Genomic DNA, 26026 nt, shown 5'->3' with positions numbered 1-26026 from the left:
TATCAGGCGATGGCCAACTGCAGGCGGCGGACGCGCGCCGAAGCGGCGCCATCCTCTTCGTAGGTGACCTCTTCCCAGGCGGACCGGTCGGCGATCAGGGCGCGCAGGAGCTGATTATTCAGGCCATGACCCGATTTGTAGCCTCGGAAGGCCCCAATCAGGGAATGCCCCAGCAGATAAAGGTCGCCGATGGCATCCAGGATCTTATGTCGGACAAACTCGTCCTCGTAACGCAGCCCTTCCTCGTTAAGCACCCGGTAGTCATCCACCACCACCGCATTATCCATGCTCCCACCTAAAGCCAGGTTCTGCTGGCGCAGGGCCTCGATGTCGCGCAGAAAGCCGAAGGTACGGGCCCGGCTAACCTCCTTGACGAAAGAGGTGGCGGACAGATCCACGGTCGCCGCACGGGTACGGGAGGGGAAGGCTGGATGATCGAAATCGATGGCAAATTCCACCTTGAAGCCGTCATAGGGCTCGAACATGGCATACTTGTCGCCATCCTCCACCCGGACCCGGCGCTTGATGCGCACAAAACGCTTGGCGCGATTCTGCTCCTCGATGCCCGCCGACTGGATGAGGAAGACGAAGGGGCCGGCACTGCCATCCATGATGGGGACCTCCGCCGCGCTGACATCCACATAGGCATTGTCGATGCCCAGGCCAGCGAAGGCCGAGAGCAGATGCTCCACGGTCGAGATGCGCACGCCGTCCTTGACCAGAGTGGTGGATAGGCGGGTATCGCCCACATTCAGCGGGCAGGCAGGGATATCCACCGGCACGGCAAGATCGGTGCGGCGAAAGACAATGCCGGTGTCCGGGGCCGCGGGTCGCAGGGTCAGGTAGACCTTGTCACCGGTGTGCAAGCCGACGCCCGTGGCGCGGATGACATTTTTGAGCGTACGCTGCCTGATCATCGCCCCTCTCCTCCTGGTGCCCGTTGCTGAACCGGATATGGCCGGGGTTGATCCCCGTTTGGCCTAATTTATTGGGATGGCGCCCTTTTTCCGCTGACAGCGAAAAACCGCGCTCCAACCCCTAAGGGTTTACCCGCATTATTATCCCGAGCCGGGTTTTGTTGCAAGAAAATCGTATTGATTTTCTTCTCGAAGGCCAGCGCCAACGAAGACGTCAAGGGGAGGGAAGTCACGACAGCATCCGCCGGTGGCCCTGGACCACCGGCGGCACGTCTCATGCGCTCCTCCAGGATGGGCCTGGCCGACCCAGGCCGAGCCCATCCCGACGGAAGGGTCTCAGTCCGCCTGGCGACGCAGGAAGGCGGGGATGTCCAGATAATCCAGGTCGGGCTGCGTATCGGCGGCGGAGGACTTGGATTTACGGCCAAAGGGATCCGCGTAGCTGGAGGCCTTGGGCGTGGTGCGGTCATTGGCCACCACGTGCAGCCGGGGACTATCGTTGCGCCCCTGAGCACTCCCGCGGCCACGATTGCCCCCGAGGCCGGTGGCGACCACGGTAACCCGCATCTCGTCGTCCAGGTCAGGGTCGATGACGGTGCCAACCACCACGGTGGCATCCTCGTCGGCGAAGTCACGGACCGTGTTACCTACCTCGTCGAACTCACCGATGGTGAGATCCATACCGGCGGTGATGTTGACCAGGATACCCTTGGCGCCCGAGAGGTCGATATCGCCCAGGAGCGGACTGTTGATGGCCGCCTCCGCCGCCTCGCGCGCCCGGTTCACCCCCGTCGCCGCGCCCATGCCCATCATCGCCTCGCCCATCTCGGACATGACGGTCTTGACGTCGGCAAAGTCCACGTTAATGAGGCCGTGACGGGTAATGAGTTCGGCGACACCCCGGGTCGCATTGAGCAGGACGTCGTTGGCGGCCCTGAAGGCATTGAGCAGGCTCATTTCCTTGCCCAGCACCGCCAGCAGTTTCTCGTTGGGAATGGTGATGAGGGAATCGACCCGGCTCGCGAGGGCCTCGATACCCTCCTCGGCGATCTTCATGCGCTTGCCGCCCTCGAAGGGGAAGGGCTTGGTCACCACCGCCACCGTCAGGATTCCCAACTCCTTGGCGACTTCGGCAACCACGGGGGTGGCGCCGGTGCCCGTGCCACCGCCCATGCCGGCGGTGATGAAGACCATATCGGCCCCTTCCAGGGCATCGCGGATCCGGTCCCGATCCTCCTCCGCCGCCTGGCGGCCAACGAGGGGACTGGCGCCGGCGCCCAGTCCCTTGGTGATGGCCGCGCCCAGTTGCAGGATGGTTTTAACACTGGAATGCTTCAGTGCCTGGGCATCCGTATTGGCGCAGATGAATTCCACGCCTTCAATGGAGGATTCCATCATGTGGTTAACGGCATTGCCGCCACCGCCACCAACGCCGATGACCTTGATGACGGCGCTCTGGGTATGGGTATCCATCAGCTCGAACATTAATTCAATCCTCTCACAATTATTTGATATAAAAAGGTTTTATTCTCTTGCCACCCAGAACTGCTAACCTGAATAGCCCCGATCCACATCTTGACGTCCCCGACCAGAGCGACGTCGGCCACGACCCCCGAAGGCCGTGGAAAAACTCAGAAATTCCCCTGGAACCAATTCTTCATCCGCCCCAGTACCCCCTTGAATCCCTGCCTCTCTTTCGGCAGGGACCGGAATGCGAAACGGTTTTGGCGGGCATAGAGGAGCAGGCCAACCCCGGTGGCATGGATGGGATTACACATCACCTCCTCCAGTCCCACGGCATTCTGGGGGTGGCCTAGGCGGACGGGCATATGGAAGACCTCCTCCGCCAGGTCCATGAGCCCCGCCATCTTGGAACTGCCACCCGTCATGACGACACCGCTGGCGACCTTGGCCTCCAGGCCGGTGCGGCGCAACTCCGCCAGGGCCAGGTTCAGCAACTCCTCGTAACGGGGTTCCACCACCTCGGCCAGGGTCTGACGGGACAGGCGGCGGGGGGGGCGCTCGCCAATACTCGGCACCTCGATCATTTCGCCCCCTCCCGCGAGATGGGCCAGGGCGCAGGCATGGCGGACCTTGATCCGCTCCGCATACTGGGTCGGGGTGCGCAGGGCCACGGCAATGTCATTGGTCACCTGATCCCCGGCGATGGGAATGACCGCCGTGTGCTGGATAGCGCCATCTGTGAAGATCGCCAGGTCCGTGGTACCCCCGCCGATATCGATGAGACAGACGCCCAACTCCTTCTCGTCCTCCCCCAGCACCGCGTAGCTCGAACCGAGTTGCTCCAGCACCAGATCATCCACCTCCAGGCCACAGCGGCGGATGCACTTGACGATATTCTGGGCCGCACTGACGGCACCCGTGACCAAATGGACCCGTGCCTCCAGACGGACACCGCACATGCCGATGGGCTCGCGGATACCCTCCTGGCCGTCGATGATGAATTCCTGGGGCAGCACATGGAGAATCCGCTGATCCGCTGGAATAGCGACCGCCCGGGCGGCGTCGATGACCCGATCCATGTCGGCCTGACTCACCTCCCGATCCTTTATGGCGGTGATCCCATGGGAACTCAGGCTGCGAATATGACTACCGGCGATACCCGCGTGGACCGAATGGATCTCGCAGCCGGCCATCAGCTCCGCCTCCTCCACGGCGCGCTGGATGGACTGCACCGTGGATTCGATGTCCACCACCACGCCGCGCTTGAGGCCCCGCGAGGGGTGGGTGCCGACCCCAACGATTTCGATCAGGCCATCCTCCCGTTCCTCGCCCACCAGGCAGGCGATCTTGGAGGTGCCAATATCCAGCCCCACTAACAAATTTTTATCGCCGCGCCGCGCCATCTGGGCTAACTCCGGGACGACCGTCGGATCTCGACCGGCGGTCCAAGGTGGGGAAAGGGGGTGGGATCGGGGGTGGAGCCCGAGGACTTGCCAGCGGGACCGGCCTGGACAAACCAGCCGGTGCTCGGCTCGGTTTCCCGAGCAAGCCTGGCGCCGGACCAGCTTACTGCTAAACCATTACTATATCGCATATCCACACGTGCCGGCCGCCCCGCCGCCAGGATGTGGGGATAGGCACGCAGGAAGCGCTCCAGGCGTGAATCGACCTCCGTCTTGCCCAGCAAGAGGTTAAAGCCGGCATCGGTCGTCAGGGTCCAAGCCCCCCGGGGATCATCCTCGAGGGCCAGGATGGACAGACCCTGAGCCTTGAGCAAGGGCTGCCAGGCCTGGAATCGCGCCACCACTTGCGGCCCCTGATCATCGGGACCCGACAGACGCGGCAGGCCATGGGGTATTTCGTGTCGGTCTGGCCGGAAAACGCGGCCCTCGGCGGTTACCAGACTATCATCGCCCCAACGGGCCAGGGGTTTATGCTCCCGGACCGAGATCACCAGCCGGTCCGGCCAGGCACGGCGCACTCCCGCGCTGCTTATCCAGGACAACTCCTTGATCGTGGACTGGATGGCCGCCAGGTCCTGGGTAAGAATACCCGCATCCAGCGTCTGGCCGACCCGATCCTGGATCTGCTGCAAGGTCATCTGCCGCACCTCGCCCTCGATACTGACCACCCGCACCGGCAGATATTCGGACTCCAGACGCAGCAGCCAGTGGGCTCCGGCAATCAGGAGGGCGATCAGCATCAGGCCGGAGAAGCCCTTGAACAGCCGCCAGGCCACCTTGGGATCCAGCCTGGGTACCGGCGGATGAGACGGCTGCCTGACCATGAGGGGAACCACCCTATTCAAGGCTGGTCTCCAGGATGCGCCAGACCAGTTCATCAAAGCCGATCCCTCGGGCCTTGGCCGCCATGGGCACCAGGCTATGGTCGGTCATGCCGGGCACCGTGTTGATCTCCAGCAGATGGGGTGCTCCCTCCCCGTCCAGCATCAGGTCCACCCGACCCCAGCCCCGGGCGCCGACGGCCTCGAAGGCCGCGAGGGCCAGGGCCTGCAGACGCCGCTCCTCCTCCGGGGCCAGTCCGCAGGGGCAGAGGTAGCGGGTGTCATCGGCGAAATATTTGGCCTGATAGTCGTAAAAGGCGCGGGGCGTCTCCAGCCGTATCATGGGCAAGGCCTCATCGCCCAGGATGGCGCAGGTAAACTCTGGGCCGGACAGCCACCGCTCGGCGATTACGAGGCGGTCATAACGCGCCGCCTCGCCCCAGGCCGAGGCCAGTTGCTCCTCGTCTTCCACCCGCGCCATGCCAATACTGGAGCCCTCGTGGGCCGGTTTGATCATGAGGGGAAAGCCCAGGGCCGCCGCTCGCGACAGGTCACCCTTCTCACGGAGCGGCACGAAGTCCGCCGTGGGCAGGCCCGCGCCCTGCCAGGCCAGCTTGCAGCGATATTTGTCCATGCCCAGGGCCGAGCCCAGGACGCCTGAACCCGTGTAAGGCAGGCCCAGGGTCTCCAGGGCACCCTGAATTTGACCATCCTCGCCCCCCCGGCCGTGGAGCATGATAAAGACCCGGTCGTAGCCCCCCAGCCGCAGCCGCTCCAGGACGCTGGCATCCGGGTCGAGGGGCTCTACGGCCACCCCCCGGCGCCGCAGGGCGGCGAGCACGGCCTGGCCGCTCCTGAGTGAGATCTCGCGCTCCGCCGAGGTGCCTCCCAGGAGCAAGGCCACCTTGCCGAAATGGGCCACGTCCGGATTCATGCCGTCTCTCCTCCGATGAAATGGACCTCGGTCCGCAGCATCACGCCGCTGTGCCTGGCCACCGTCGCCCGCACCCGCTCGATCAGCCGCAGGATGTCATGGGCACTGGCGCCGCCGGTATTGATAATGAAATTCGCGTGCCGGGTCGAAACCTGGGCGCCGCCCTCGCACTCGCCCTTGAGGCCCGCGGCCTCGATCAGGCGCGCGGCATAATCCCCGGGAGGATTGCGAAAAACGGACCCGCAACTCGGCTGGCCGATGGGCTGGGACTGGTTGCGTCGCTCCAGCAGGTCGCGAATGCGGGCCTGACAAGCCGCGGGCTCGCCGGCCTCCAGGGCTAATTCAACCGCAAGGAACCACTCTTCCCCTGGCCCCTCGACCTGGCGATAGCCAACCTGGAAATCCGCGGGGAGCCGCTCCCGCACCCGACCCGCACGATCCACCGTCATGACCTTGCGCACCCGTCCCCAGGTCTCGCCGCCGTGGGCCCCGGCGTTCAGGGCCAGGGCCCCACCCAGGGTCCCCGGGATGCCGGCCAGGAACTCGATCCCAGCCAGGCCCGCGCGGGCGGCGAAGCGCGCGGCGCTGGCACAGGAGACACCGCATTCCGCCCTCAGCCCCAGGTCACCCAACCGCTCCAGGGCGCCCATGCGGCCCTGAGTCTGGATGACCGTACCGGCGAAGCCCTCGTCACCGACCAGGAGGTTGCTCCCCAAACCTAGCCAGAGCAGCGGCTCCCCGGCGTCCAGGGTGCCCAAAAAGGCTACCAGATCCGCTGCGTCCGCCGGGCGATAGAAACGCTTGGCCGGCCCGCCCACCCGCCAACTGGTATGGCGCGCCAGGGGCTCGTCCAGGCGGAGCTCGCCGCGCGGGGGGGAAGCGGCGCCACTCATCGGCCGCCACCCCGGGAAGGCGCGAGGCGCCGCGCCCTAATCCCGGACATCATCAGCCCCAGCTCCCTGCCGCAGCATCCCGGGCAAGCGCGCGGCCAGTCCGCCAATGTCGCCCGCCCCGGAGAGCAGCACCAGGTCGCCGTCCTCCAGGAGATGGCCCAGTACCCCGGGGACCTCGCCGAGATCCTTGCAGAAGACGGGATCGACCTGGGCGCGGGCGCGGATGGCGCGACTGAGGGCGCGGCCATCGGCCCCCGGGATGGGCGCCTCCCCGGCGGGATAGACCTCGCAGAGCACCAGGCGGTCCACCCCGGACAGGACCTGAACGAAGTCATCGAACTGCTCCTGGGTACGGCTGTAACGATGGGGCTGGAAGACCAGCACCAGTCGCCGGCCGGGCCAGCCCTGCCGCGCCGCCTCCAGGGTCGCCGCCACCTCGCGGGGGTGATGGCCATAGTCGTCGATGAGGATCAGGCCACGACCCGCGTCATCCTGGACCTGGCTCACCACGAAGCGCCGGCCGATGCCCTGGAAACCCGATAGGGCCCGGCGGATAGCCTCCACCGGCACCCCCAGTTCCAGACCCACGGCGATCGCCGCCAGGGCATTGAGGACATTGTGGCGGCCAGGGAGGTTGAGCTCCACCGGGAAGTGGCCGCCCGCATGCTGGACCTCGAAAAACATCCGCAGCCCTTCCTGGCGGACCCGCTCGGCCCGCACGTCCGCCTCCGCCCGGGTTCCATAGGTCCGCACGGGGCGCGGGACCTCGGGTACCAGATCGCGCACTTCCTTGTCGTCGATACAAAGCACCGCCAGCCCGTAGAAGGGCAGATGGTGCAGAAACTCCATGAAGGTATTGCGTAGCCGGCCAAAGTCATGGCCATAGGTCACCATGTGGTCGGCGTCGATATTGGTGATGACCGACAGCATGGGCTGTAAATAGAGGAAGGATGCGTCGCTCTCATCGGCCTCCGCCACCAGGTAGTGACGGCTGCCCAGCCTGGCGTTGGCGCCAGCGCTGTTCAGGAGGCCACCAATAACAAAGGTGGGGTCCAGGCCACCCTCCGCCAAGACGCTCGCCACCAGACTGGTGGTGGTGGTCTTGCCGTGGGTACCGGCGACCGCCACTCCATAGTAGAAGCGCATGAGTTCCGCCAGCATCTCGGCGCGCCGCACCAGGGGCGCGCGGACCGCGCGCGCGGCGATGATCTCGGGGTTGGCCTCGTCGATGGCGCTGGACACGACGACGGCATCCACCCCCTGGACCTGTTCCGCCGCGTGGCCAATGAAAACCCGGGCGCCCAGCTTCTCCAGCCGCTGGGTCGCCGCGTTGGCACGCTTGTCGGAGCCGGATACCTCGTAGCCCAGGTCCAGCATGATCTCGGCGATACCACTCATGCCCGCGCCACCGATACCGATGAAGTGCAGGCGACGGATACGGCCCATGCGACCGGCATGATGCCCGGGCAAGGGAAGGGTTGGGTTATTCATGAGGCAATCTCGGCGAGGCAGGCAGCGGCGATACGTCTCGCGGCGTCCGGCATGGCCTGGGCGCGGGCCGCCTCCGCCATGGTCAGGAGACGGGCGCGGTCACCGATGAGCCGGGTCAGGATGGCGCCGAGTCTCGCGGCGTTGAGTTGGGATTGGGGCAGAATCTCGGCCCCGCCAGGGCCCGCCAGGTAGGCGGCGTTCGCGGTCTGATGATCGTCCACCGCCGAGGGGTAGGGCACCAGAATCGCGCCCAGCCCCGCGGCGGCCAGTTCAGACACCGTCAGGGCGCCGGCGCGACATATTACCAGATCCGCCCAGCCATAGGCCTCCGCCATATCGCGGATGAAGGGCGTCACCTCGGCCTCGACCCCTGCGCTGGCGTAAGCCTGACGAGCGACCGCCAGGGTCCGCTCCCCGGCCTGGTGGCGGATCAGGGGGCGGGCGCCCAGCGGCATCAGCGCCACGGCGGGAGCGACCTGCTCGTTGAGGGCCTGGGCACCCAGGGAACCCCCGACCACCAGCAGGCGCGTCCTACCCTGGCGCGGGCCCAGGCGCTCTCCGGGGGCAGCCAGGGCACTAATCTCGGGGCGCACCGGATTACCGCAGGTCTCGGCCCCACGGCTCACGGGAAAGCTGTTGGGAAAAGCCTGGAAGACCCGGCGGGCGATCCGCGACAGCCACTGATTGGTCAGGCCCGGTACCTGGTTCTGCTCATGGATAATGAGGGGAATGCCCAGCAATCGAGCCACGAGACCGCCGGGGCCCGAGGCGAATCCCCCCATGCCCAGCACCAGGTCCGGACGCCGGCGGCGCAGGATGCTGGCCGCCTGGGACATGGCCACCGTCAGCTTCCAAGGGGCCGTCAATAAGGCGAGCCCACCCTTGCCGCGCAGTCCCTCGATGCCGATCCATTCGATTTCAAAGCCATGCTCGGGCACCAGCCGCGCCTCCATCTTCTGGCGGGTACCCATCCAGAAGACCTCCTGGCCCTGGTCCCGCAACAACTCGGCAACCGCCAGGGCCGGGAAGACATGACCGCCGGTCCCACCGGCCATGACGGCTAGGCGCGCACCCATGACACCCTACCCACGGTTGTTTCTGAACTTGGGTCACGCTTGGCTTCCATGTCGATGCGTAACAGCACGGCGATGATCATGCAGGCGACGATGAGGCTGTTGCTGCCATAGCTCATAAAGGGCAGGGTCAGGCCCTTGGTGGGCAGCAGGCCGACGTTGACACCGATATTGATGAGCCCCTGGAGACCCAGGCCCAGACCAAAACCCTGGGCCAGATAGGCCTCGAAATGCCGTCCCGCGCGCCGGGCGCGAAAGCCGATGCGAAAGGCGCGCCAGACGATAAAGGCAAAGGCCACCAGGACCAGTAGCACCCCCGCCAGTCCCAATTCCTCGCCGACGACGGCAATGATGAAGTCGGTGTGCGCCTCGGGGAGATAAAACTGTTTTTGGATGCCGTTACCCAGCCCGACCCCGGCCCACTCCCCCCGCCCGAAGGCAATCAGGGCCTGACTTAACTGGAAGCCGGTATCGAATGGGTCCGCCCAGGGATCCCGATAGGAGATGACCCGCTGCATCCGATAGGGCGAGGAGATCACCAGGGCCACGCCCGCCATGACGACGGCGCCAACCAGGGTGCCAAAGTAGGCGATAGGCACCCCCCCCAGAAAGAGCATCGCCATGACAGTCGCCATCAACACCACCGTGGTGCCAAAGTCGGGCTCCGCCATGATGAGGGTGGCGGCGATGACGATCAGCACCATGGGCTTGAAAAAGCCCATAAATCGGGTCTCAACCTCCTCGCGCCGCCGCACCAGATACCCGGCGATGAAGATGACGGCGAAGAATTTCATGAACTCAGAGCTTTGGAGGTTGATCGGCCCCAGGGGTATCCAGCGGGTGGCGCCATTGACGTTGCGCCCCAGGCCAGGGATGAGCACCATCACCAATAGGAGGATGCCCACGAAAAAGAGCAGGGTCCCGTTTCGCTCCCAGGCGCGGATGGGCACCGCCAGGACCCCCAGGGCGGCGGTCAGGGCCAAAAGCAGGGCGGCCGCATGGCGCCAGATGAAGTGGAAGGGATCATGGAATTGGCGATCGGCGATGGGCATGGAGGCGGAGGCGACCATGATAAAGCCCAACCCGATCAGCGCCGCAGCGGCTATCAGCAGGGTCCAGTCCATCTCGGGCAGCCGGGGCGCCTGTTGCCGGCGGGATAGGGCCTGGTCGCTGGCCAATGGTTCACTCATGACCCCAGCTCCTTCACCGCCGACACGAAGACGCGGCCACGCTGTTCATAATTGTCGAACATATCGAAACTGGCGCAGGCCGGTGACAGCAATACCGAATCTCCGGGCTGGGCAACCCTTGCCGCCAGCCGCACCGCCTCCGCCATATCCCGGGCCGTTTGGGTGGGGACCCGGCCCGCGACGGCGACCTCGATCCGGGGACCATCGCGGCCGATCAGGATAAGGGCGCGGGCGGTGCGACCGATAGTCTCCGCCAGCTCGCCAAAGTCAGCGCCCTTGCCATCACCGCCGGCGATGAGTACGGCCCGGCCGGTTGCCGCCGGGTCGATCAGGCCCCGCAGGGCGGCCACGGTGGCCCCCGGATTAGTGCCTTTGGAATCGTCGAACCAACGCACCCCCCGGCGCTCCGCCACCAGTACGGTCCGATGGTCCAGACCTGGGAAGACCCGCAGCGCCGCCAGGCGGGGCGCCAGGGGCAGACCACAGACCTCCCCTAAAGCCAGGGCCGCCAGGGCATTGGCCAGATTGTGGCCACCAGCCAGTGGCATGTCGTCCGTCCGCATCAGGGGCTCATCACCCCGCGCCAGCCAGGTCCCCCCCTCGCGCTCCAGCAGGCCATAATCCGCTTCCGTCCGGGGCGCCCCCAGACCAAACCCGATATCCCGCCCCGCCAACCCCGCCATGGCCACGACGCGGGGGTCATCCCGGTTGAGCAGGGCCACCTCGGCGCCGCGCAGAAGACTGGCCTTGGTCGCAGCGTAGGCCTCCAGGCTCGGATAACGATCCAGGTGATCGGCGGAGATGTTCAGGACCGTGGCCACCCGTGGTCGGAGCGACCAAGTCGTCTCCAGTTGGAAGCTCGAGAGTTCCAGGACATACAGCTCCACTGCGGGATCCAGCAGTTCGAGGGCGGGCTCCCCCAAATTGCCACCCACCGCCGTCCTCAGCCCACTCGCCCGCGCCATCTCGCCGACCAGGGTGGTGACGGTGCTTTTGCCATTGGAGCCGGTGATACCAACGAGGGGGGCCTGGACGGCGCGGGCGAAGAGTTCGATATCCCCCACCACCTCGACGCCGCGGGCCAGTGCGACCGCCAGGCGCGGGTCGCCCAGGGCGATGCCCGGGCTGATGACCAGGCGTTCGGCTGCCACCAGGGCCGTCGCGTCGAAGTCGCCAAGGAACAGCGGCAGGTCCGGCATCTCCTCCCGGGCCGCCGCCAGACCCGGTGGCTGGGACCGGCTGTCGGTGACCGCCACGGGCACACCCTGGGCGCGGAGATAGCGGGCGCAGGACAGGCCCGTCTTGCCAAGCCCCAAGACCAGGGTCTTGGGCTGGACCGGATGCCCCGGGGCGTCTCCCGGTTCGTGCAGGAAGTTATTCATCAGCGGATCTTGAGGCTGGCAAGCCCCACCAGGACGAGAATGACGGTGAGTATCCAGAAGCGCACAATGACCCGAGGCTCCGGCCAGCCCTTGAGCTCGAAGTGATGGTGCAGGGGCGCCATGCGGAAGATGCGCTTGCCCGTCATCTTAAAGGAGGCGACCTGGAGCATGACCGACAGGGTCTCGGCGACGAAGATGCCACCCATGATGAGCAGCACAAGTTCCTGCCGGACGACCACCGCTACCACCCCGAGGGCGGCGCCCAGGGCCAGGGCACCGACGTCGCCCATGAAGACTTGGGCGGGATAGGTATTGAACCAGAGGAACCCCAGCCCCGCCCCGACCAAGGCCGCGCAGAAGACCACCACCTCGCCCACCCCGGGGACGCTGGGGATCAGCAGATACTCGGCGAACTTAATATTTCCCGAGGCATAAACGAAGGCCCCCAGGGCCCCCATCACCAGGACCACCGGCATGACCGCCAGCCCGTCCAGACCATCCGTCAGGTTCACCGCATTGCTGGAGCCGACGATGACCAGATAGGTCAGCAGGATATACCAGGGCCCAAGCTGCACGGAGACATCCTTGAGGTAGGGGATGAGCAGGGCCGTCTCCGCCGGCGTCTTGGCGATCCAGAAGAGCAGGACCGCGGCGATCAGCCCCACCACCGACTGCCAGAAATACTTATAACGCGCCGCCAGACCCCTGGGGTTGCGCAGCACCAGTTTCTTGTAGTCATCCACCAGGCCGATGGCGCCAAAGGCCAGTGTCACCAGCAGCACCACCCAGACATAGACATTGGCCAGGTTCGACCACATCAGGGTGGCGATCCCCACGGCCACCAGCATGAGGGCCCCACCCATGGTCGGGGTCCCCGCCTTGGACAGGTGCGACTGGGGACCGTCATCCCGCACCATCTGGCCAATCTTATAATGGCGCAGGCGGCGAATCATGGGCGGACCCAGGATGAAGGAGATGGCCAGGGCGGTCAGCACCCCCAAAATGGCACGCAGGGTCAGGTAGCGGAAGACGCCGAAACCGCTATTGAACTGGTTCAGCCATTCGGTCAGGTAGAGCAACATCTCTCAGCCCTCCTCCGGGGCGCGGAGGGCCGCCACCACCCGGTCCATGGCCGCGCGTCGCGAGCCCTTAACCAACACCAGGTCATCCGCAGCCAGCGCCTGGCGCAGGACGGCGATGAGTTCCGCCTGATCGTTGAAATGCCGTGCCCCGGGGCCAAATCCCGCCGCCGCCTCGGCACTGAGCAGGCCGACCGTATAGAGTGCATCGACTCCGGCCTTACGGGCCGCCCGCCCCAGGCGATGATGCAAGGCTGGGGCTTCCGGTCCCAACTCGCCGAGGTCCCCTAGTACCAGCATATGGCGTCCAGGCAGGGCCATGAGGACCGCAATGGCCGCCTCCACCGAGTCCGGATTAGCATTGTAGCTATCATCGATAAGGCGGGGTCCGCCAGGGATCTGGCATGGAAACAGGCGCCCGGGGACGGGCTGCATGGCGGCAAGGCCCGCCTGGAGGGCCTCGGGGGCGATTCCCAGAACCTGGGCCATGGCCAGGGCCACCACGGCATTGCACACATTGTGCGCACCCGCCAGAGCCAGTTCCAGATCGAGTTCCAAGCCCGGAGCCGTCACCCGAAAGCAGGTGCGGAAGCCCTCTTCATCCCAGCGCGTTCGCACCCCCGTCAAATCGACTCTCAGGTCCGCCGCTTCAGCCGGACCGCAGGCGAGGCAGGTCCGGGTGCCAGCCAGTTCCCGCCACACCCCGGTCCAGGGCGCGTCAGCGGGAAAGATGAAGGTGCCGTCCTGGCGCAGCCCCTGGGCGATCTCGCCCTTGGCCCGCGCCACCCCCTCCAGACTGCCAAAGCCCTCCAGATGGGCGCGGCCGGCGTTGGTGATGGCCGCGACCTCGGGGCGGGCAATGCCCGTCAGGTAGGCAATCTCTCCCGGATGGTTGGCGCCCATCTCCAGGATCAGATAATCCTCGTCGCCCGCCTCCAGCAGGGTCAGGGGCAGGCCGAGGTCGTTGTTCAGATTGCCCCGCGTCGCCCGCACCCGGCCCGCCTGGCCCAGGATGGCGGCGAGCATCTCCTTGGTGGTGGTCTTGCCGTTGCTGCCGGTGAGGGCGAGGACGCGGCCGGCGAACCGGTCGCGATGGGCGGCGGCGAGTTGGCCGAGGGCCAGTCGGGTGTCCGCCACCTGCCACTGCGGCAGATCGATGGCCAGGGGTCGCTGGACCATGAGGGCCGCGGCACCCTGATCACGGGCGCTGGCGGCGAAGTCATGGCCATCCTGGCGCTCGCCGGTCAGGGCCACGAAGAGCCGGCCACTCAGATCCTGGCGGCTGTCGATACCGACGCCACGAAAGTCGCAGTCGGCACCCAGGAGGCGGCCGCCCACCCGAGCGACGGCCTGGCCCAGGGTCCAGGGCAGGGCGGAGGCCATCATGCCGCGGCCTCCAGGTAATGAGCCCCCCACCGCTCGGCGAGGGCCTGCTGGACTTGGGCGCGGTCGCTGAAATGGACCTGGCGGTCCCCGCGATCCTGGCGGGTGGCATGGCCCCGGCCCGCCACCAGCACCAGGTCATCCCGGGCGGCGGTGGCAATGGCGCGCCGGATGGCCAGGCCCCGCCGGGGCTCGATGACCGCCCGCGCCGGCTGCCGCATGCCGCTCAGGATCTGGGCGATGATGGCCTCGCCCGCCTCGCGCCTCGGGTTGTCATCGGTGAGGAGTACCTGGTCCGCCAGGCGTTCGGCCACCGCGCCCATCTGGGGTCGCTGGCCCGCATCACGGTCCCCCGCACAGCCAAAGACGCAGATCAAGCGGCCTTGGGCGTGGGCCCGCAGGTCGAGCAGGGCCCGCGTCAGGGCCTGGGGGGTATGGGCCGCGTCCACCACCACCCAGGGGGCGCGGTGGCCACCGAAGGGCTCCAGGCGCCCGGGCACGCCGCGCACCTGGGCCAGGGTCCGAAGCGCCCGCTCCAAGTCCAGGCCCCGGGACAACAGCACCAGCAATACCGCCAGGACCGCGGCGGCGGTGCGGCGACCGATCAGCCCCACCTCCAGGCTGGCCGCGCCAGCGCTGGTCTCCAGGGCCAGCCGCATGCCCCCGGGGGTGGGTTCGAGGCCGCGCAGGCGGGCCCAGAGGGTGCAGGCCCTGGGGATCGCCCGCGCGGCCTCCAGACTGTAGCCGCCGATTTGCACCTCCCCAGCCAGGGCCTTGAGCAGGCGGGGGCTCAGGGGAGCGTCGAGATTGAGGATGGCCCAGGCGAGCCCCGGGATCTGGCGCAGGCCGCGCCTGGCCGGACCCTGGCCCGCCAGATGGCCTGGATGGTCGAGATGATCTCGGCGAACCTGGGTGAAGATGGCATGGCTGAAGTGCAGGCCCCTGGTCCGGCCCTGGGCCAGGGCCTGGCCAGACACCGCCAGGGCTACGGCCCGGGCGCCGCGCGCGCGCAGCCTGGCCAGAGTCTCCTGGAGACTCACCGCGTCCAGGAGTTTAGGGCGGGCGGGCTCCAGGTCGTCGGGAAAGCCGACCCCAAGGGGGTTGATCAGACCGCAGGGGAGGTCACTGGCCAGGGCCTGGGCCAGGTAGTGGGTGATGCTGGTCTTGCCGTGGGTGCCGGTGACGCCCAGGACCTGGAGGTGGGCGCTGGGTTCACCCAGGAAGCGACCAGCCAGGCGGCTCGCCTGGTGGCGCAGGTCCGGCACGGGGATGACCGGCAGGCCTAGGGCGGCGCCGAGGCCGGCCAGGGTCACCGCGTCCCAGGGTCCATGAGGCTCGGCGGCGATCGCGGCCGCGCCCCGGGCCCGAGCCTGATCGACGCCGGCGAGCCCCTGGCCCTGTCCCCCGTGACCGGCGAGAAAGAGCCAGCCGGGCTGGACGAGGCGGCTGTCCAGGGCCAGACCGGATATGGCCACCTCCGGTGCCGCCTCCAGATCGGCCGCGCCAAAGCCCGCGAGCAGGTCGCTCAAGCGCCAGATGGAGCGTGGGACCAGGTCCCGGCCCTGGCGTGACATCATCGTGCCGGATCCGTGCTGGCCATCAGCATCTTCACCTCCGGGTGGTCCGGCGGCACATTGAAGAGGCGCAGGGCGCCCTGCATGATACGGGCGAAAGCGGGGGCCGCCACCAGGCCGCCATAGTACTTGCCGGCGCTCGGTTCATCGACCATAACCACCAGGACAAAGCGCGGATCCTTGGCCGGGGCCATGCCGGCGAAGACGGCCTGATAACGCCCCGCGGCATAACCCCGCCGGCCGGAGGACTTCTTGGCCGTGCCCGTCTTACCGGCGACGCCATAGCCCTCAATCATGGCCTGCTTAGCGGTACCCTTCGGGGAGACCACCGTCTCCATCATGGCGCGGACCTGTTGCGCCGTCTTGACACTCAACACCTGCTCGCCCGCCGGTGCCTGATCCACCTTGAGCAGACTCATGGGCCGCAAGACACCATCAGCGGCCAGCACCGAGTAGGCCCGGGCCAGTTGCAGGGGGGTGACCGAGAGGCCATAGCCAAAGGCCTGGGTGGCATACTCGAAATCGGACCAGCGCTTGTAGTTGCGGAAGCGGCCGGTCTCCTCGCCGGGGAACTGAATGCCGGTGGGCCGGCCGAACCCCACCTTGTCGTAGAGGGTCCAGAGACTCTCGCGTTTCATGCGCAAGGCCATCTTGACCACACCGACGTTGCTGGACTTAGTGATAACGGAGGTGGTGTCCAGGCGCCCATAGTTGTGGATGTCCTTGACCGTATTACTGCCCACCGCGAGGGAGCCGGGACTGGTATCGATGGGCGTGGTCGGCGTCACCAGGCCCTGTTCCAGGGCGGCGGCGACGACAAAGGGTTTGATGGTGGAGCCCGGCTCCATGACATCGGTCACGGCACGGTTGCGGCGGCTACTCTCGTCACCGGCCTTGTCGCCGTTAGGGTTGTAGGCCGGCTGGTTGACCATGGCCAGCACCTCCCCGGTGCGGACATCCAACACCACCGCCGAGGCGGACTTGGCCTTGTGCTCGCGGACCGTTCGCATCAACTCCCGGTAGGCGAGATATTGCAGGCGGCGGTCGATGCTCAATTCCAGGTCCTTGCCATGGCGCGGCGGGCGGACCCGCTCCACCTCCGCGACCAGTTGCTGGCGCCCATCCTTGATGACCCGCCGCAGACCGGGCTCGGCGCCCAGCCAGCCGTTGAAGGCCAGTTCCATACCCTCGATGCCCTTATCATCCACATCGGTAAAGCCGATGATGTGGCCGAAGATCTCCCCGCCCGGATAAAAGCGCTTGTACTCGGTCTCCATACCAAGTTCATGGATCTGATACTGCGCCTTGATCCGCTCCACATCCTGGGCCTGATCGGGGTCGATGCGCCGCTTGAGGTAGATGAAGCCCTTGGTCTGGCGATCCGCGACCCGCTGCTTCAGGTCCTTCCTAGCGATCCCCATGGCATCCGCCAAGTCGCCCATCGCCTCGGGGTAGTCCTTGAGTTTGCGAGGGTCGGTCCAGACGCTGGCGACGGGCGAACTCACCGCCAGGGGCTCGCCGTTGCGGTCCAGGATCATGCCGCGCCGCGCCGGGATCTCCCAGTCACGGAGATAGCGGGCCTCGCCCTCCTCCCGCAGGAATTCCCGTTCCAGGACCTGGCGCTGGAAGGCGCTTACCACCACCGCCACCAGCAAGGCGCCCAGAAACCCCAGCAGCACCAGGCTGCGCTTATTGAAATTGAAGGCGAGGCCCTTGCCGCTCCTGTCGCGTTTACGCCTCACCAAATCAGTGCCGAACATGACCCAATCCCCCAATGGTCCTGACATCCACCCCCCGCGGCATAAACATATCCAGCCGCGTCCGCGCCGCCGTTTCCACCCGTGGGTGGGTACCTAGCGCCGCCTCCTCCAGTCGCAGCACGCCCCACTCCTCCTCCAGCCCCTGGACTTCCTTGGTGAGCGACTGCAACGCAATGAATTCGATTCGTGTTTGATATTTGGCGTACACGACCCCGACCCCGGAGGCCACCACGGCCATGCCGAGCAGGGCAATAAAGATTAAATCCCGTATGGTCATGCCAAGCGCTCCGCGACCCGCATCACGGCACTCCGCGCCCTCGGATTGGTCGCGACCTCGCCTGGGGAGGCATGTATCGCCTTGCCGATCGGGCGCAGCCAGGACGGGGTGGTCTCCTGGGCCCTGACCGGAACGCCCCGGGGAAACTGTTGGCCCCTGGCCTCGTCGCGAATGAAGCGCTTGACGATACGGTCCTCCAGGGAATGAAAGCTGATAACCACCAGGCGGCCGCCCAGGGCCAGCAGGTCGCGCGCCCCGGCCAGACAGAGACGCAGTTCCTCGAGTTCGCGGTTGACCTGGATGCGGATGGCCTGGAAGGTCCGGGTCGCCGGGTGCTTGCCCGGCTCGCGGGTCGGGGCGGCCGCGGCCACCAGGCTCGCCAGGCGCTGGGTGGTCAGGATGGGGGCCTCGGCCCGGGCGGCGACCAGGGCGCCGGCGATGCGGCGGCTGAAGCGCTCTTCGCCATATTCGTGGAGGACCTGGGCGATCTCTGCCTCCTTGGCCCCCGCCAGCCACTGGGCGGCCGTCTCGCCGGTGCTGTTGTCCATGCGCATATCCAGCGGACCTGCGGCGGCGAAACTGAAGCCGCGCCCGGCCTCGTCCAACTGGGGCGAGGAGACGCCGATGTCCAGCAGGAGGCCGTCGATGGCGCCCAGCAAACCCTGACGCCGCGCGACCGCCGCCGCCGCGGAGAAGGCGGCCTGCTCGACCACCAGGCGCGGGTCCTGGTCCGCCAGGGCGCGTGCGACGGCCACGGCCTCCGGGTCCCGATCCAGGACGAGCAGGCGTCCGGTGGCCCCAAGCCGGGCCAGCAGGGCACGCGCATGCCCGCCCCGGCCAAAAGTGCCGTCGAGATAGATCCCATTGGGACGAATCGCCAGGGCCTCCAAGCTTTCCTCCAGCAAAACAGGCCTATGCCCATGAATACCCATGAGATTTAGAAAGGGATTAAATGGAAAGGGAAGCGAATTCGGGCGAGGACTCGAGTTGGGCCAGGTCCTCTTCGTTCAACCATTGATCACGGCGCGCCACCCAGATGTCCTCATCCCACAGTTCAAACTTATTGCTCTGTCCAACCAAGGCCACCCGCTTGTCCAGATTCGCGAACTGGCGCAATTCGGTGGGCAATTGCAGCCGGCCCTGGGCATCCATATCCACGTCATGGGCATGGCCTATATAGAGCCGCTGTAATTTCCGAGCCGTGGGATTAAAGGAGGGCAGCTTCTCCAGCTTGCGCTCGATCTCCTTCCAGTTGGGTTCCGGGTAGATCAGGAGGCAACGATCGGGGTCGATTGTGACTACCAGATGCGAGGCGCAACAATTCTGGAGCTGCTCCCGGTAACGGGCGGGCATGGCCAATCGGCCCTTGGGATCCAGACTAAGGGTAGAAACCCCGCGAAACACAGCCGCCCCCCTTTGTGACGAAATTACTCCCTTTTAATCCACTTCACTCCACTTTCGTCTTCATACTAGGCAAGAGCGCTCCCCTCGTCAAGCCGCGTTCACATCTTTCCTTCAGCCTGTCAGCAAGTTAGGGCGCATCTTTACCCTTAGGGCACCATTGGGACAAGAATTGCGGATTATCAATAGGATGCCGATTGGAGCCCGGGCGATTCACCACGGGACTGGCCCCAAAAGGGCTAATGTGAATCATAAGGTTATGGATTCAACCTATTAATATATAGGTTATATTCACCATAAATAACGAGGAAAGGGCGTTTTTGGTGGGAGTTGCGCGTCCCCGGGCTTACCGGGAGTGGCGGGAAAAGGGCCTGGGCGACCCTGCTGGGTTCTGGGCAAGCAACCGGCCAAGGGGGGCCGGGACCGCCAGCGGGACTGGCCCCGGGACGCGACATCAAGGCGGGAAATAAGGAGGGAGTCGGCCTGTAAGCCGGGTTCTGTCGTGGACAGTCATTCGTCTAGGACGTGCGTCACCGCACGCCTCAAGCGACCTACCCGGGGACACGCACGGGCCGCACGTTGCGGCACGAAGCCGCTCGCCCCCCTATTTGGTCTTGCTCCGGGTGGGGTTTACCCTGCCACCGGCGTCGCCGTCGGCGCGGTGCGCTCTTACCGCACCATTTCACCCTTACCGATCCGCCGAGGCGGATTGAGGCGGTATCTTTTCTGTGGCACTTGCCGTGGGCTCGCGCCCCCCAGGCGTTACCTGGCACCCTGCCCTCTGGAGCCCGGACTTTCCTCCCCACGCACGCCAAGGCGGGCGAGCGGCGACTGTCCGGCCGACTCCCTGATTGCAGGATAGCACGGAACCCAGAATCCCCGGGGCGAGAAACCCCCTGCCAAGGCCCCAGGGGATGGAGGTTCGGTCAGGAATTCCCCCTACCTTGCCCTCGCCGCCCATCTCGATCCTGTGCCGATCCGGGTCGATCGTCCCTGCTCAGCTCTTCTTGGTATTTGGTATAGAGGCCGGGCAAGGAGTCCGCAGCCGCCCTTACCGACCGCACCGCCTTCGCCACCGCGCCCAGCACCGGCTGGAGATAGCGCCAGGCGGTGGGACCATCCCAACTCATGACCCCGGGCGCATAGAGACTTTGGTCCAGCAGCCGGAGACTGCTGGCGGCATCGCCCACGCCCGCCCCACCTTCGCAGCAAGTCGCCAGCCGATCCGCGAGGATCTCGATCCGCTTCGGGGGGTCATGGGGCCAGCAGGCCTGGCCCCAGGCCAGCAGGGCCGTACGGGCGGCCCGGGGATCGCCCGAGTCGCAGGCCTCGCGGACCGACTCCAGGGCCGCGGCAAGAGTGACGCTTGACCGCCCCTCCGCCAGTTCCGGGAAAGGGCGTGGACCGGAAAGGCGACGGCGCTCACGCCACCATAAGAGGAGGGTCAGCAGCCATGCCAGACCCAACCCGAGGGCCAGCCAAGGCCAGTAACCGGCGGGCAGGGACCCAGCCGTCACGGCCTGCCCGGCGGCGGGCAGGGGCTCGACCTCCGCCGACCTTGCCGCGGTAGGCGCGGCTGGGCTGGCTGACCCGGAGACCGGGGCCTTGCCAGGCACCGAGGCTGGGGCGACTAGCGCGGGGCCTTCTCCCTTGGGCCGATCCCCAACAGGACCAGTGGCGGCCTGAACCTCCAGGATCCGTTCCGGCAGCACCGCCACCTTCTCCTGATTTTTGCGCGTATCCCACCAGGCCAGCCGGACCTCGGGCAGCATCAGCTTGCCCGCCACCGCCGGCACCAGGGCCTGCCTGATTTCCTTCACCGCCACCAGGGTATCGCCCTCGGCACGCGTCTCGGTTCTGGGTTTATCGGGATAAAGCTTGACCCCCTCCGGGACGACGCTGGTCAGATCAGGGAGTTGGGTGGCGCTCAGGCCCTGGGCGGTGATGGCTATCGTGCGGGTCAGGGGTTCCCCGACCCGGGCCTGGGAGGGGTCCGGGGTCCAGGTCTCCGCCAGATGCAGATCCTCGGCGGGCAACCAGGGCGAGGGGGCGCCGCCCGGCTGGGGCTTGACGTCCAGGCTCAGGGTCGGACCGCGCACCTGAATGGGTCGGGCGCGCGGAATCAGGCCATTCATGTCCGCGAAGGGATCCCGGCCGAAAAAGCGCTCGAAGGGGCTTTCGCCAGGTCCGAAAGGTGAACCCGCGGGCGAGCCACCCGACCGCCCCCCCCGCTGACGGGTCTCGGGCACGGCGGCGGACAGGACCGGGGCCTGGATCTCGATCGCGCCACTATGCTGCGGCAAGAGGGCATAGCGCCGTTCAATGACGTGATAGCGCTGGCCGTCACGCTGGGTTTCGGAGACGCGGTCCTCGCCCAGCCGTTCGAATTGGACACCCTCGGCCTTGGGGTCCTCCAGGCTCGCATTCTGAACCTGGGGCCGCAGCAGGACGCGCAGACTATAGACCGCCTGGCCTTGCACATAGACGCTATCGCGATCCAGCTCGGCCTCCAGCCGCGCGGCCGGCGCCTCGCCAACCTGGGCGGCCTGGGATGCGGGCAGCACCTCGACGGGGATGGGTACGCTCTCCAGATCGCCCAGTTTGAGGGCCGGGATGGTCAGCCGGCCGACGGCTTTAGGGGACAGCAGCAGGCGCCACTCCCGGGTGGTGGTGACCCGGCCGTTGGTCATGACCGTGCTAGTGCCCTGGCCCTGATTCTGGACCGCGAAATCACGGGTGAGAGGCCCGGTATCCGGGGTGCCCCAGACATCGCCCGCACCCGAGAGGGTCAGGAGCAGGGATTCACCCTCGACCAGGCGAGTACGATCCACACTGGCCTCGAGCCCAGCGGCGGCAGCCTGACCAGCCCAGGTCCAGAGGAACAGGAAGATGCCGCACCCCAGTGCAAGCAGGTTATACCGGCTTAGGCAAGCGGGGGCTGCATGGCCTCCAGCTCTCTCACATCCGAGACGGGCGACCACGGGATGGCCGCGGTGATAAGGCGTTGGTTGCGGATTCACGTTCGCGACCTCTTGGAGCGCTTGGGTGCAAGCGGGGTTATAACCTAACACACCCGGGTTTTCAGTTGCCCGGGCCGGGTGGTGTCTGGCGGGGGACGCCGTGAATACATACCTGTAGGCTTGACGACAGCATCCCTGCTGTCGACGCCCCCGCCAGCCCCCACCCGGCCTCCCGCGGCATGCCGGGGAGTAACCAGCACTGGGTATAACTGGGGCTAGAACTTGAGCATCGGCTCGACATCATCATGGTAACTGGCCCTGGCGACGCAGATGCTGGAGCATAAAGCGCTGCCGCAGCAGGCCACCCGGATCGTCCAGGACGCGGCGCAATTGATGCTCCATGGCCTGTTCGCCCTCGCTCGCGGGTGCCTGGGCCTGGGGATTGGGCTTGCCACCAGGGGGGGGTCCGGGCTCCTGGCCGCCGAGCAGGTCATGCTTGCCGGGCTCGGCGCCCGGCCGGGCCTGATCCGGCTGCTGGCCCAGAGGGCCGTCCTTGTTACTCGGCGCGGCGGACGCCTGGGCATCATCCTGGCCGCGAGGCTCCGGGCTGGCTTCTTCCGGCGAGACATCCGCCGCGCCCTCCCCTGGCTTGTCGCCGTCCGGTGACTTCGGTTGGGCGGACTGACCCGCTTGCAGTGCCTCTTGGCTAGCTTCAGACTCTTGCGGGTCCCCTGGCCCGGATGGCGCCCCCTCCTGTCGCTGGTCCGCTACCGCCTGACCCTTGGCGCTGGCAGGATCCTGGGCTTGGGGCTGACCGCCCTGAGCATCCTGGCCTTGACCGCGGCTGTCTTGCCCCCCCGCCTGACCCTCTGGCTGGCCTTTTTGATCTTGCGGATCTCCGGGGCCTTGCTGGCCTTGAGGATCTTGCTGATCTTGCGAGTCCTGGCCGCCCGAATCACCTTGCTGGTCTTGCTGGCCCTTTTGACCCTGCTTGCCCTCCTGATTCTGACTATTGCCACCCGCCTGCCCGTCCTGGGCTTGATCGCCTTCCTTGGACTCGGACTCTGATGACGGCGGTGGTGGTTGCTGGTCCCACAGCCGCTGCAGCAGTTCCCGGTTGTACTGGGCATCGGCATGACCCGGGGCCTCCACCAGGGCCCGGTCATACTCCGTGATAGCCTCTTCCAGCTTGCCGGCGCGGGCCAGAGCGTTGCCGCGGTTGTAGGCGGCCTCGGCACCCGTCTGGTCTTTCAGGGTCTCCAGGGTCTGGTCGTACTCGCCCGACTCGTACTGAGCCGCGGCGCGCCAGTCCGGGCGACTGAAGCGTTCGGCGGCCTGATGGGGATCGCCGGCGGCCAGGGCCTGGGCGCCCTGCTGGTCGGCGCGCCACCAGAGATCCGCCCAGCCCAGGGCCTCCGCCGGGGGGGGCGGCAGGAAGAAGACCAGCAGGACCAGGGGGCTCAGCCAGCCACGGCGAAAGGCCAGGGCCGCCAGGGGCAGCAGGGCCAGCAGGAGCCAGGGCCCCTCCTCGCGCCACTGATCCGCCTGGATATCCTTACGGGCCTCCGCCGCTAACTCCCGACCGGTGACATCAAGCCGGGCCTCCGGCAGCAGGGCGCGGGTGTCACTTTCGTCGGCGGCGAGGGGGACATAGCGCCCGCCACCCGCGGCAGCGATTTCCGCTAACAGGTCGGGCTGCAACCGCGACAGCCGGATGCCACCTTGGGCATCGGCCTGAAATCCGCCCTCCGCCCGGGGCACCGGGGCCCCCTTCTCGGTCCCCAGGCCCAGGACCGAGGTGCGATAGCCCTGGTCACGCAGCCTGGCCACCTGGGACCGGACCGCCTCCGGGCGTTCGGGGTCGGCCGTCACCAGGATGATGTCCCCCTCGGGGCTGCCGGAGCGCTTGAGCATTTCGCCGGCCGCCTCCAGGGCCAGGTCGGTGCGCTTGGGACCCCGCACCGGCAGGAGGGCCGTCTCCAGGTCCGGGACCTGGGCCGCGATGGTGGCGGCATCCTGGGTGAGGGGCGAGACCACGAAGGGCTCGGCCCCATAGGCCAGCAGGGCCGTCTCGCCCTCGGCGGCCGCGGCGAGCAGGTCCAGGATCTCGAAGCGGGCACGCGTCAGGCGCGAGGGGGTCAGGTCCTGGGCATCCATGTCGGGCGAGAGGTCGAGGACGATGACGCGCTGGGCCTGCGCCTGGTAGAGGGGCTCGGGCAGCCGGTCCCAGACGGGACCCGCCAGGGCCATCACCCCCAGCAGCCAGCCCAGCGTCAGCAACACCCGGGGTAGACGGCGCACGCGGGCGCCCTCCTCCACCAGCAGGTGAGCCAGGAGGTGGGCGTCCACCAGACCGCGCCAGGCCTCGGCCCCGGGGTTGGCGCGAGCCAGCCGCCATAGCAGCCAAGGCAGGGGCAAGAGGGCCAGAAACCAGAGGGGGCGTAGGAAATGGAGGTCAAAGGGCATCTCGGGAAGTCCCCCGGCTGCGCCCGACGCCCAGAAGGGCGATCAGAAACGCCAGCATCAAGGCCACGCCCGCGGGCCAGAAAAAGAGTGATCGCAGGGGGCGATAGGTGCGGGCATCGCGCTCGCTCGGCTCCAACCGGTCCAGTTCGTCATAGATGGCCTCCAGTTGGGCCGTATCCGTGGCCTGGAAATAGCGCCCCCCCGTGGCCTTGGCGATAGCCTCCAGGGTCGCCGGGTCCAGATCGCTGGCCTGGCGGCGGAGCATACCGAAGGGGGTCTGGACCCCTAGGGCGCCACCGCCAATGCCGATCGTATAGACCCGCACCCCGGCCTCGGCGGCGAGCTTGGCCGCCTCCAGGGGGGCCAGGGCCCCGGCGGTTTGGGTCCCGTCGGTGAGCAGGATAAGCACCCGGTTGTCGTCATCGCGGTCCCGCAGGCGCTTCACCGCCAGCCCGATGGCATCGCCGATGGCTGTCTCCCGCCCGGCCAGACCGATGACTGACTCCCCGAGCATGGCCTGGACCGTGGCGCGGTCGTGGGTCAGGGGCGTCTGCAGATAGGCGCGACTGCCGAAGAGGATGAGCCCCAGCCGGTCGCCCTGGCGGCGCTCGATGAAAGGCCCCGCCACGGACTTGACCACATCCAGCCGATTCGCCGGCCGACCGCCGAGCAGATAATCTTCGTTCTCCATAGAACCGGAGACATCCACCGCCAGCATGAGGTCACGCCCGGCCAGGGGCAGGGTGACCGGATCGCCCAGCCATTCGGGACGCGCCGTGGCCAGCACCAGCAGGGCCCAGGCGATCCAGGCCAGGATCAGTCCGAGCCGGCGGTGGCGGGGCGCGCCGCCCAGATCCAGTGCCCCGGCGGCCTGGAGCGAAGGCAGGCGCAGGGCCGCTCCCGACCCGGGCCCCACCGCTGGCAGGAAGCGGGCCAGGAGGGGCAAAGGCAGGGCCGCCAGGGCCCAGGGCCAGGCCAAGATGATCATGAGCGCCGCCCCCCCGCGCGCTGGTTGAGGCGAATCCAGTCCTCGACCAGGCCGGCCAGTTCCGCGATGGGCAGGTCCTGGGGCGGCCGGTAGGGGGCATCCAGGAGCAGGCGCCCCGGCCCCGACTGAAAGCGCCCGGCACCCCCCTGGGCATCGAGAAAGGCCAGCCAGGCCTCGCCGCTCAAACCCGCCACCGCGCGGCGGGGAAAGCGGACCAGGGCGAAGCGCCGCAGCAAGCGTGACAGGCCCCGGGCGCAGGCGGCGGTATCGCCATCCTGGGCCAGGGCGGCACGGATGGCCGCCAGTTCGGCCTGGGCGGCGCGCGACGCGGCCCCCCGCCGATGGCGCCGCACCAGCCACCCGGCCAGCAAGCCCAGGAGGGACAGACCCAGCAGGGCCAGTAACCACCAGCCCGGGGCCGGCGGCCACCAGGAAACGGGATCGGGCAGGTGATAACCGCGAAGCTCGGCCAGGGGATCAGGGGCCCCCAGGGCACCGGGAGTCATGCCA

At 67.2% G+C, this 26026-nt stretch carries 21 protein-coding genes and 1 other RNA gene; all 22 read right to left on the bottom strand.

Annotated elements, in window-relative coordinates; translation table 11 throughout:
* Positions 1–2: 2 nt before the first annotated feature.
* Positions 3–917, bottom strand: a complete 915-nt coding sequence (locus IPN92_03305; GenBank protein ID MBK8637343.1) for a UDP-3-O-acyl-N-acetylglucosamine deacetylase — start codon at positions 915–917, stop codon at positions 3–5.
* A gap of 336 nt (positions 918–1253) precedes the next feature.
* On the bottom strand, positions 1254–2402 hold the full coding sequence (ftsZ, locus tag IPN92_03300; protein ID MBK8637342.1) for a cell division protein FtsZ: 1149 nt from the start codon (positions 2400–2402) through the stop codon (positions 1254–1256).
* Positions 2403–2548: 146 nt separating this feature from the next.
* A complete protein-coding gene (gene ftsA / locus IPN92_03295) occupies positions 2549–3784 on the bottom strand; it encodes a cell division protein FtsA (GenBank protein MBK8637341.1) in 1236 nt (411 codons plus the stop codon).
* A 5-nt stretch (positions 3785–3789) separates the two neighbouring features.
* The gene (locus IPN92_03290) at positions 3790–4689 is read right to left on the bottom strand and encodes a cell division protein FtsQ/DivIB (GenBank protein ID MBK8637340.1); all 900 of its coding nucleotides are present in this window, start codon (positions 4687–4689) and stop codon (positions 3790–3792) included.
* Positions 4682–5599 carry a D-alanine--D-alanine ligase gene (locus tag IPN92_03285; GenBank protein ID MBK8637339.1) on the bottom strand — a complete coding sequence of 306 codons (918 nt, stop codon included), beginning with the start codon at positions 5597–5599 and terminating at the stop codon, positions 4682–4684. The genes IPN92_03290 and IPN92_03285 overlap by 8 nt, the downstream gene beginning before the upstream one ends.
* Positions 5596–6492, bottom strand: coding sequence for a UDP-N-acetylmuramate dehydrogenase (gene murB / locus IPN92_03280; GenBank protein MBK8637338.1), 897 nt, complete (start codon positions 6490–6492; stop codon positions 5596–5598). Before murB ends, IPN92_03285 begins: the two co-directional genes overlap by 4 nt.
* 36 nt (positions 6493–6528) lie before the next feature.
* Positions 6529–7938 carry a UDP-N-acetylmuramate--L-alanine ligase gene (gene murC / locus IPN92_03275; protein MBK8637337.1) on the bottom strand — a complete coding sequence of 470 codons (1410 nt, stop codon included), beginning with the start codon at positions 7936–7938 and terminating at the stop codon, positions 6529–6531.
* 41 nt (positions 7939–7979) lie between these two features.
* Positions 7980–9059: an undecaprenyldiphospho-muramoylpentapeptide beta-N-acetylglucosaminyltransferase gene (gene murG, locus IPN92_03270; protein ID MBK8637336.1), complete on the bottom strand. Its 1080-nt coding sequence runs from the start codon at positions 9057–9059 to the stop codon at positions 7980–7982.
* Positions 9044–10246 (bottom strand): putative lipid II flippase FtsW, encoded by a 1203-nt coding sequence (gene ftsW / locus IPN92_03265; GenBank protein ID MBK8637335.1) that lies wholly within the window; start codon positions 10244–10246, stop codon positions 9044–9046. The genes murG and ftsW overlap by 16 nt, the downstream gene beginning before the upstream one ends.
* A complete protein-coding gene (locus IPN92_03260) occupies positions 10243–11628 on the bottom strand; it encodes a UDP-N-acetylmuramoyl-L-alanine--D-glutamate ligase (GenBank protein MBK8637334.1) in 1386 nt (461 codons plus the stop codon). The genes ftsW and IPN92_03260 overlap by 4 nt, the downstream gene beginning before the upstream one ends.
* Positions 11628–12710: a phospho-N-acetylmuramoyl-pentapeptide-transferase gene (locus tag IPN92_03255; GenBank protein ID MBK8637333.1), complete on the bottom strand. Its 1083-nt coding sequence runs from the start codon at positions 12708–12710 to the stop codon at positions 11628–11630. Before IPN92_03255 ends, IPN92_03260 begins: the two co-directional genes overlap by 1 nt.
* 3 nt (positions 12711–12713) lie before the next feature.
* Positions 12714–14090 (bottom strand): UDP-N-acetylmuramoyl-tripeptide--D-alanyl-D-alanine ligase, encoded by a 1377-nt coding sequence (locus IPN92_03250; GenBank protein ID MBK8637332.1) that lies wholly within the window; start codon positions 14088–14090, stop codon positions 12714–12716.
* The gene (murE, locus tag IPN92_03245; GenBank protein MBK8637331.1) at positions 14090–15667 is read right to left on the bottom strand and encodes a UDP-N-acetylmuramyl-tripeptide synthetase; all 1578 of its coding nucleotides are present in this window, start codon (positions 15665–15667) and stop codon (positions 14090–14092) included. The genes IPN92_03250 and murE overlap by 1 nt, the downstream gene beginning before the upstream one ends.
* Positions 15664–17424: a penicillin-binding protein 2 gene (locus IPN92_03240; GenBank protein MBK8637330.1), complete on the bottom strand. Its 1761-nt coding sequence runs from the start codon at positions 17422–17424 to the stop codon at positions 15664–15666. Before IPN92_03240 ends, murE begins: the two co-directional genes overlap by 4 nt.
* Positions 17411–17701, bottom strand: coding sequence for a cell division protein FtsL (gene ftsL / locus IPN92_03235; protein ID MBK8637329.1), 291 nt, complete (start codon positions 17699–17701; stop codon positions 17411–17413). Before ftsL ends, IPN92_03240 begins: the two co-directional genes overlap by 14 nt.
* Positions 17698–18633 (bottom strand): 16S rRNA (cytosine(1402)-N(4))-methyltransferase RsmH, encoded by a 936-nt coding sequence (gene rsmH / locus IPN92_03230; GenBank protein MBK8637328.1) that lies wholly within the window; start codon positions 18631–18633, stop codon positions 17698–17700. Before rsmH ends, ftsL begins: the two co-directional genes overlap by 4 nt.
* Before the next feature lie 16 nt (positions 18634–18649).
* Positions 18650–19105: a division/cell wall cluster transcriptional repressor MraZ gene (mraZ, locus tag IPN92_03225; GenBank protein ID MBK8637327.1), complete on the bottom strand. Its 456-nt coding sequence runs from the start codon at positions 19103–19105 to the stop codon at positions 18650–18652.
* Positions 19106–19572: 467 nt separating this feature from the next.
* Positions 19573–19949, bottom strand: an RNA gene (rnpB, locus tag IPN92_03220) — RNase P RNA component class A.
* Between the two features lie 79 nt (positions 19950–20028).
* The gene (locus tag IPN92_03215) at positions 20029–21933 is read right to left on the bottom strand and encodes a protein BatD (GenBank protein MBK8637326.1); all 1905 of its coding nucleotides are present in this window, start codon (positions 21931–21933) and stop codon (positions 20029–20031) included.
* Positions 21934–22365: 432 nt separating this feature from the next.
* A complete protein-coding gene (locus IPN92_03210; protein MBK8637325.1) occupies positions 22366–24528 on the bottom strand; it encodes a VWA domain-containing protein in 2163 nt (720 codons plus the stop codon).
* On the bottom strand, positions 24518–25516 hold the full coding sequence (locus IPN92_03205) for a VWA domain-containing protein (protein MBK8637324.1): 999 nt from the start codon (positions 25514–25516) through the stop codon (positions 24518–24520). Before IPN92_03205 ends, IPN92_03210 begins: the two co-directional genes overlap by 11 nt.
* Positions 25513–26022, bottom strand: coding sequence for a DUF4381 domain-containing protein (locus tag IPN92_03200; GenBank protein ID MBK8637323.1), 510 nt, complete (start codon positions 26020–26022; stop codon positions 25513–25515). The genes IPN92_03205 and IPN92_03200 overlap by 4 nt, the downstream gene beginning before the upstream one ends.
* Between the last annotated feature and the right edge of the window lie 4 nt (positions 26023–26026).

It is taken from the genome of Chromatiaceae bacterium (genome assembly GCA_016714645.1).
Classification (GTDB): domain Bacteria; phylum Pseudomonadota; class Gammaproteobacteria; order Chromatiales; family Chromatiaceae; genus M0108.
This window is presented reverse-complemented; position numbering and strand designations above follow the sequence as displayed.

Coding starts and splice junctions, on each gene's coding strand:
- IPN92_03305 (MBK8637343.1), bottom strand. CDS start 917: ATGATCAGGCAGCGTACGCTCAAAAATGTCATCCGCGCCACGGGCGTC.
- ftsZ (MBK8637342.1), bottom strand. CDS start 2,402: ATGTTCGAGCTGATGGATACCCATACCCAGAGCGCCGTCATCAAGGTC.
- ftsA (MBK8637341.1), bottom strand. CDS start 3,784: ATGGCGCGGCGCGGCGATAAAAATTTGTTAGTGGGGCTGGATATTGGC.
- IPN92_03285 (MBK8637339.1), bottom strand. CDS start 5,599: ATGAATCCGGACGTGGCCCATTTCGGCAAGGTGGCCTTGCTCCTGGGA.
- murB (MBK8637338.1), bottom strand. CDS start 6,492: ATGAGTGGCGCCGCTTCCCCCCCGCGCGGCGAGCTCCGCCTGGACGAG.
- murC (MBK8637337.1), bottom strand. CDS start 7,938: ATGGGCCGTATCCGTCGCCTGCACTTCATCGGTATCGGTGGCGCGGGC.
- murG (MBK8637336.1), bottom strand. CDS start 9,059: ATGGGTGCGCGCCTAGCCGTCATGGCCGGTGGGACCGGCGGTCATGTC.
- ftsW (MBK8637335.1), bottom strand. CDS start 10,246: ATGAGTGAACCATTGGCCAGCGACCAGGCCCTATCCCGCCGGCAACAG.
- IPN92_03260 (MBK8637334.1), bottom strand. CDS start 11,628: ATGAATAACTTCCTGCACGAACCGGGAGACGCCCCGGGGCATCCGGTC.
- IPN92_03255 (MBK8637333.1), bottom strand. CDS start 12,710: ATGTTGCTCTACCTGACCGAATGGCTGAACCAGTTCAATAGCGGTTTC.
- IPN92_03250 (MBK8637332.1), bottom strand. CDS start 14,090: ATGGCCTCCGCCCTGCCCTGGACCCTGGGCCAGGCCGTCGCTCGGGTG.
- murE (MBK8637331.1), bottom strand. CDS start 15,667: ATGATGTCACGCCAGGGCCGGGACCTGGTCCCACGCTCCATCTGGCGC.
- IPN92_03240 (MBK8637330.1), bottom strand. CDS start 17,424: ATGTTCGGCACTGATTTGGTGAGGCGTAAACGCGACAGGAGCGGCAAG.
- ftsL (MBK8637329.1), bottom strand. CDS start 17,701: ATGACCATACGGGATTTAATCTTTATTGCCCTGCTCGGCATGGCCGTG.
- rsmH (MBK8637328.1), bottom strand. CDS start 18,633: ATGGGTATTCATGGGCATAGGCCTGTTTTGCTGGAGGAAAGCTTGGAG.
- IPN92_03210 (MBK8637325.1), bottom strand. CDS start 24,528: ATGCCCTTTGACCTCCATTTCCTACGCCCCCTCTGGTTTCTGGCCCTC.
- IPN92_03205 (MBK8637324.1), bottom strand. CDS start 25,516: ATGATCATCTTGGCCTGGCCCTGGGCCCTGGCGGCCCTGCCTTTGCCC.
- IPN92_03200 (MBK8637323.1), bottom strand. CDS start 26,022: ATGACTCCCGGTGCCCTGGGGGCCCCTGATCCCCTGGCCGAGCTTCGC.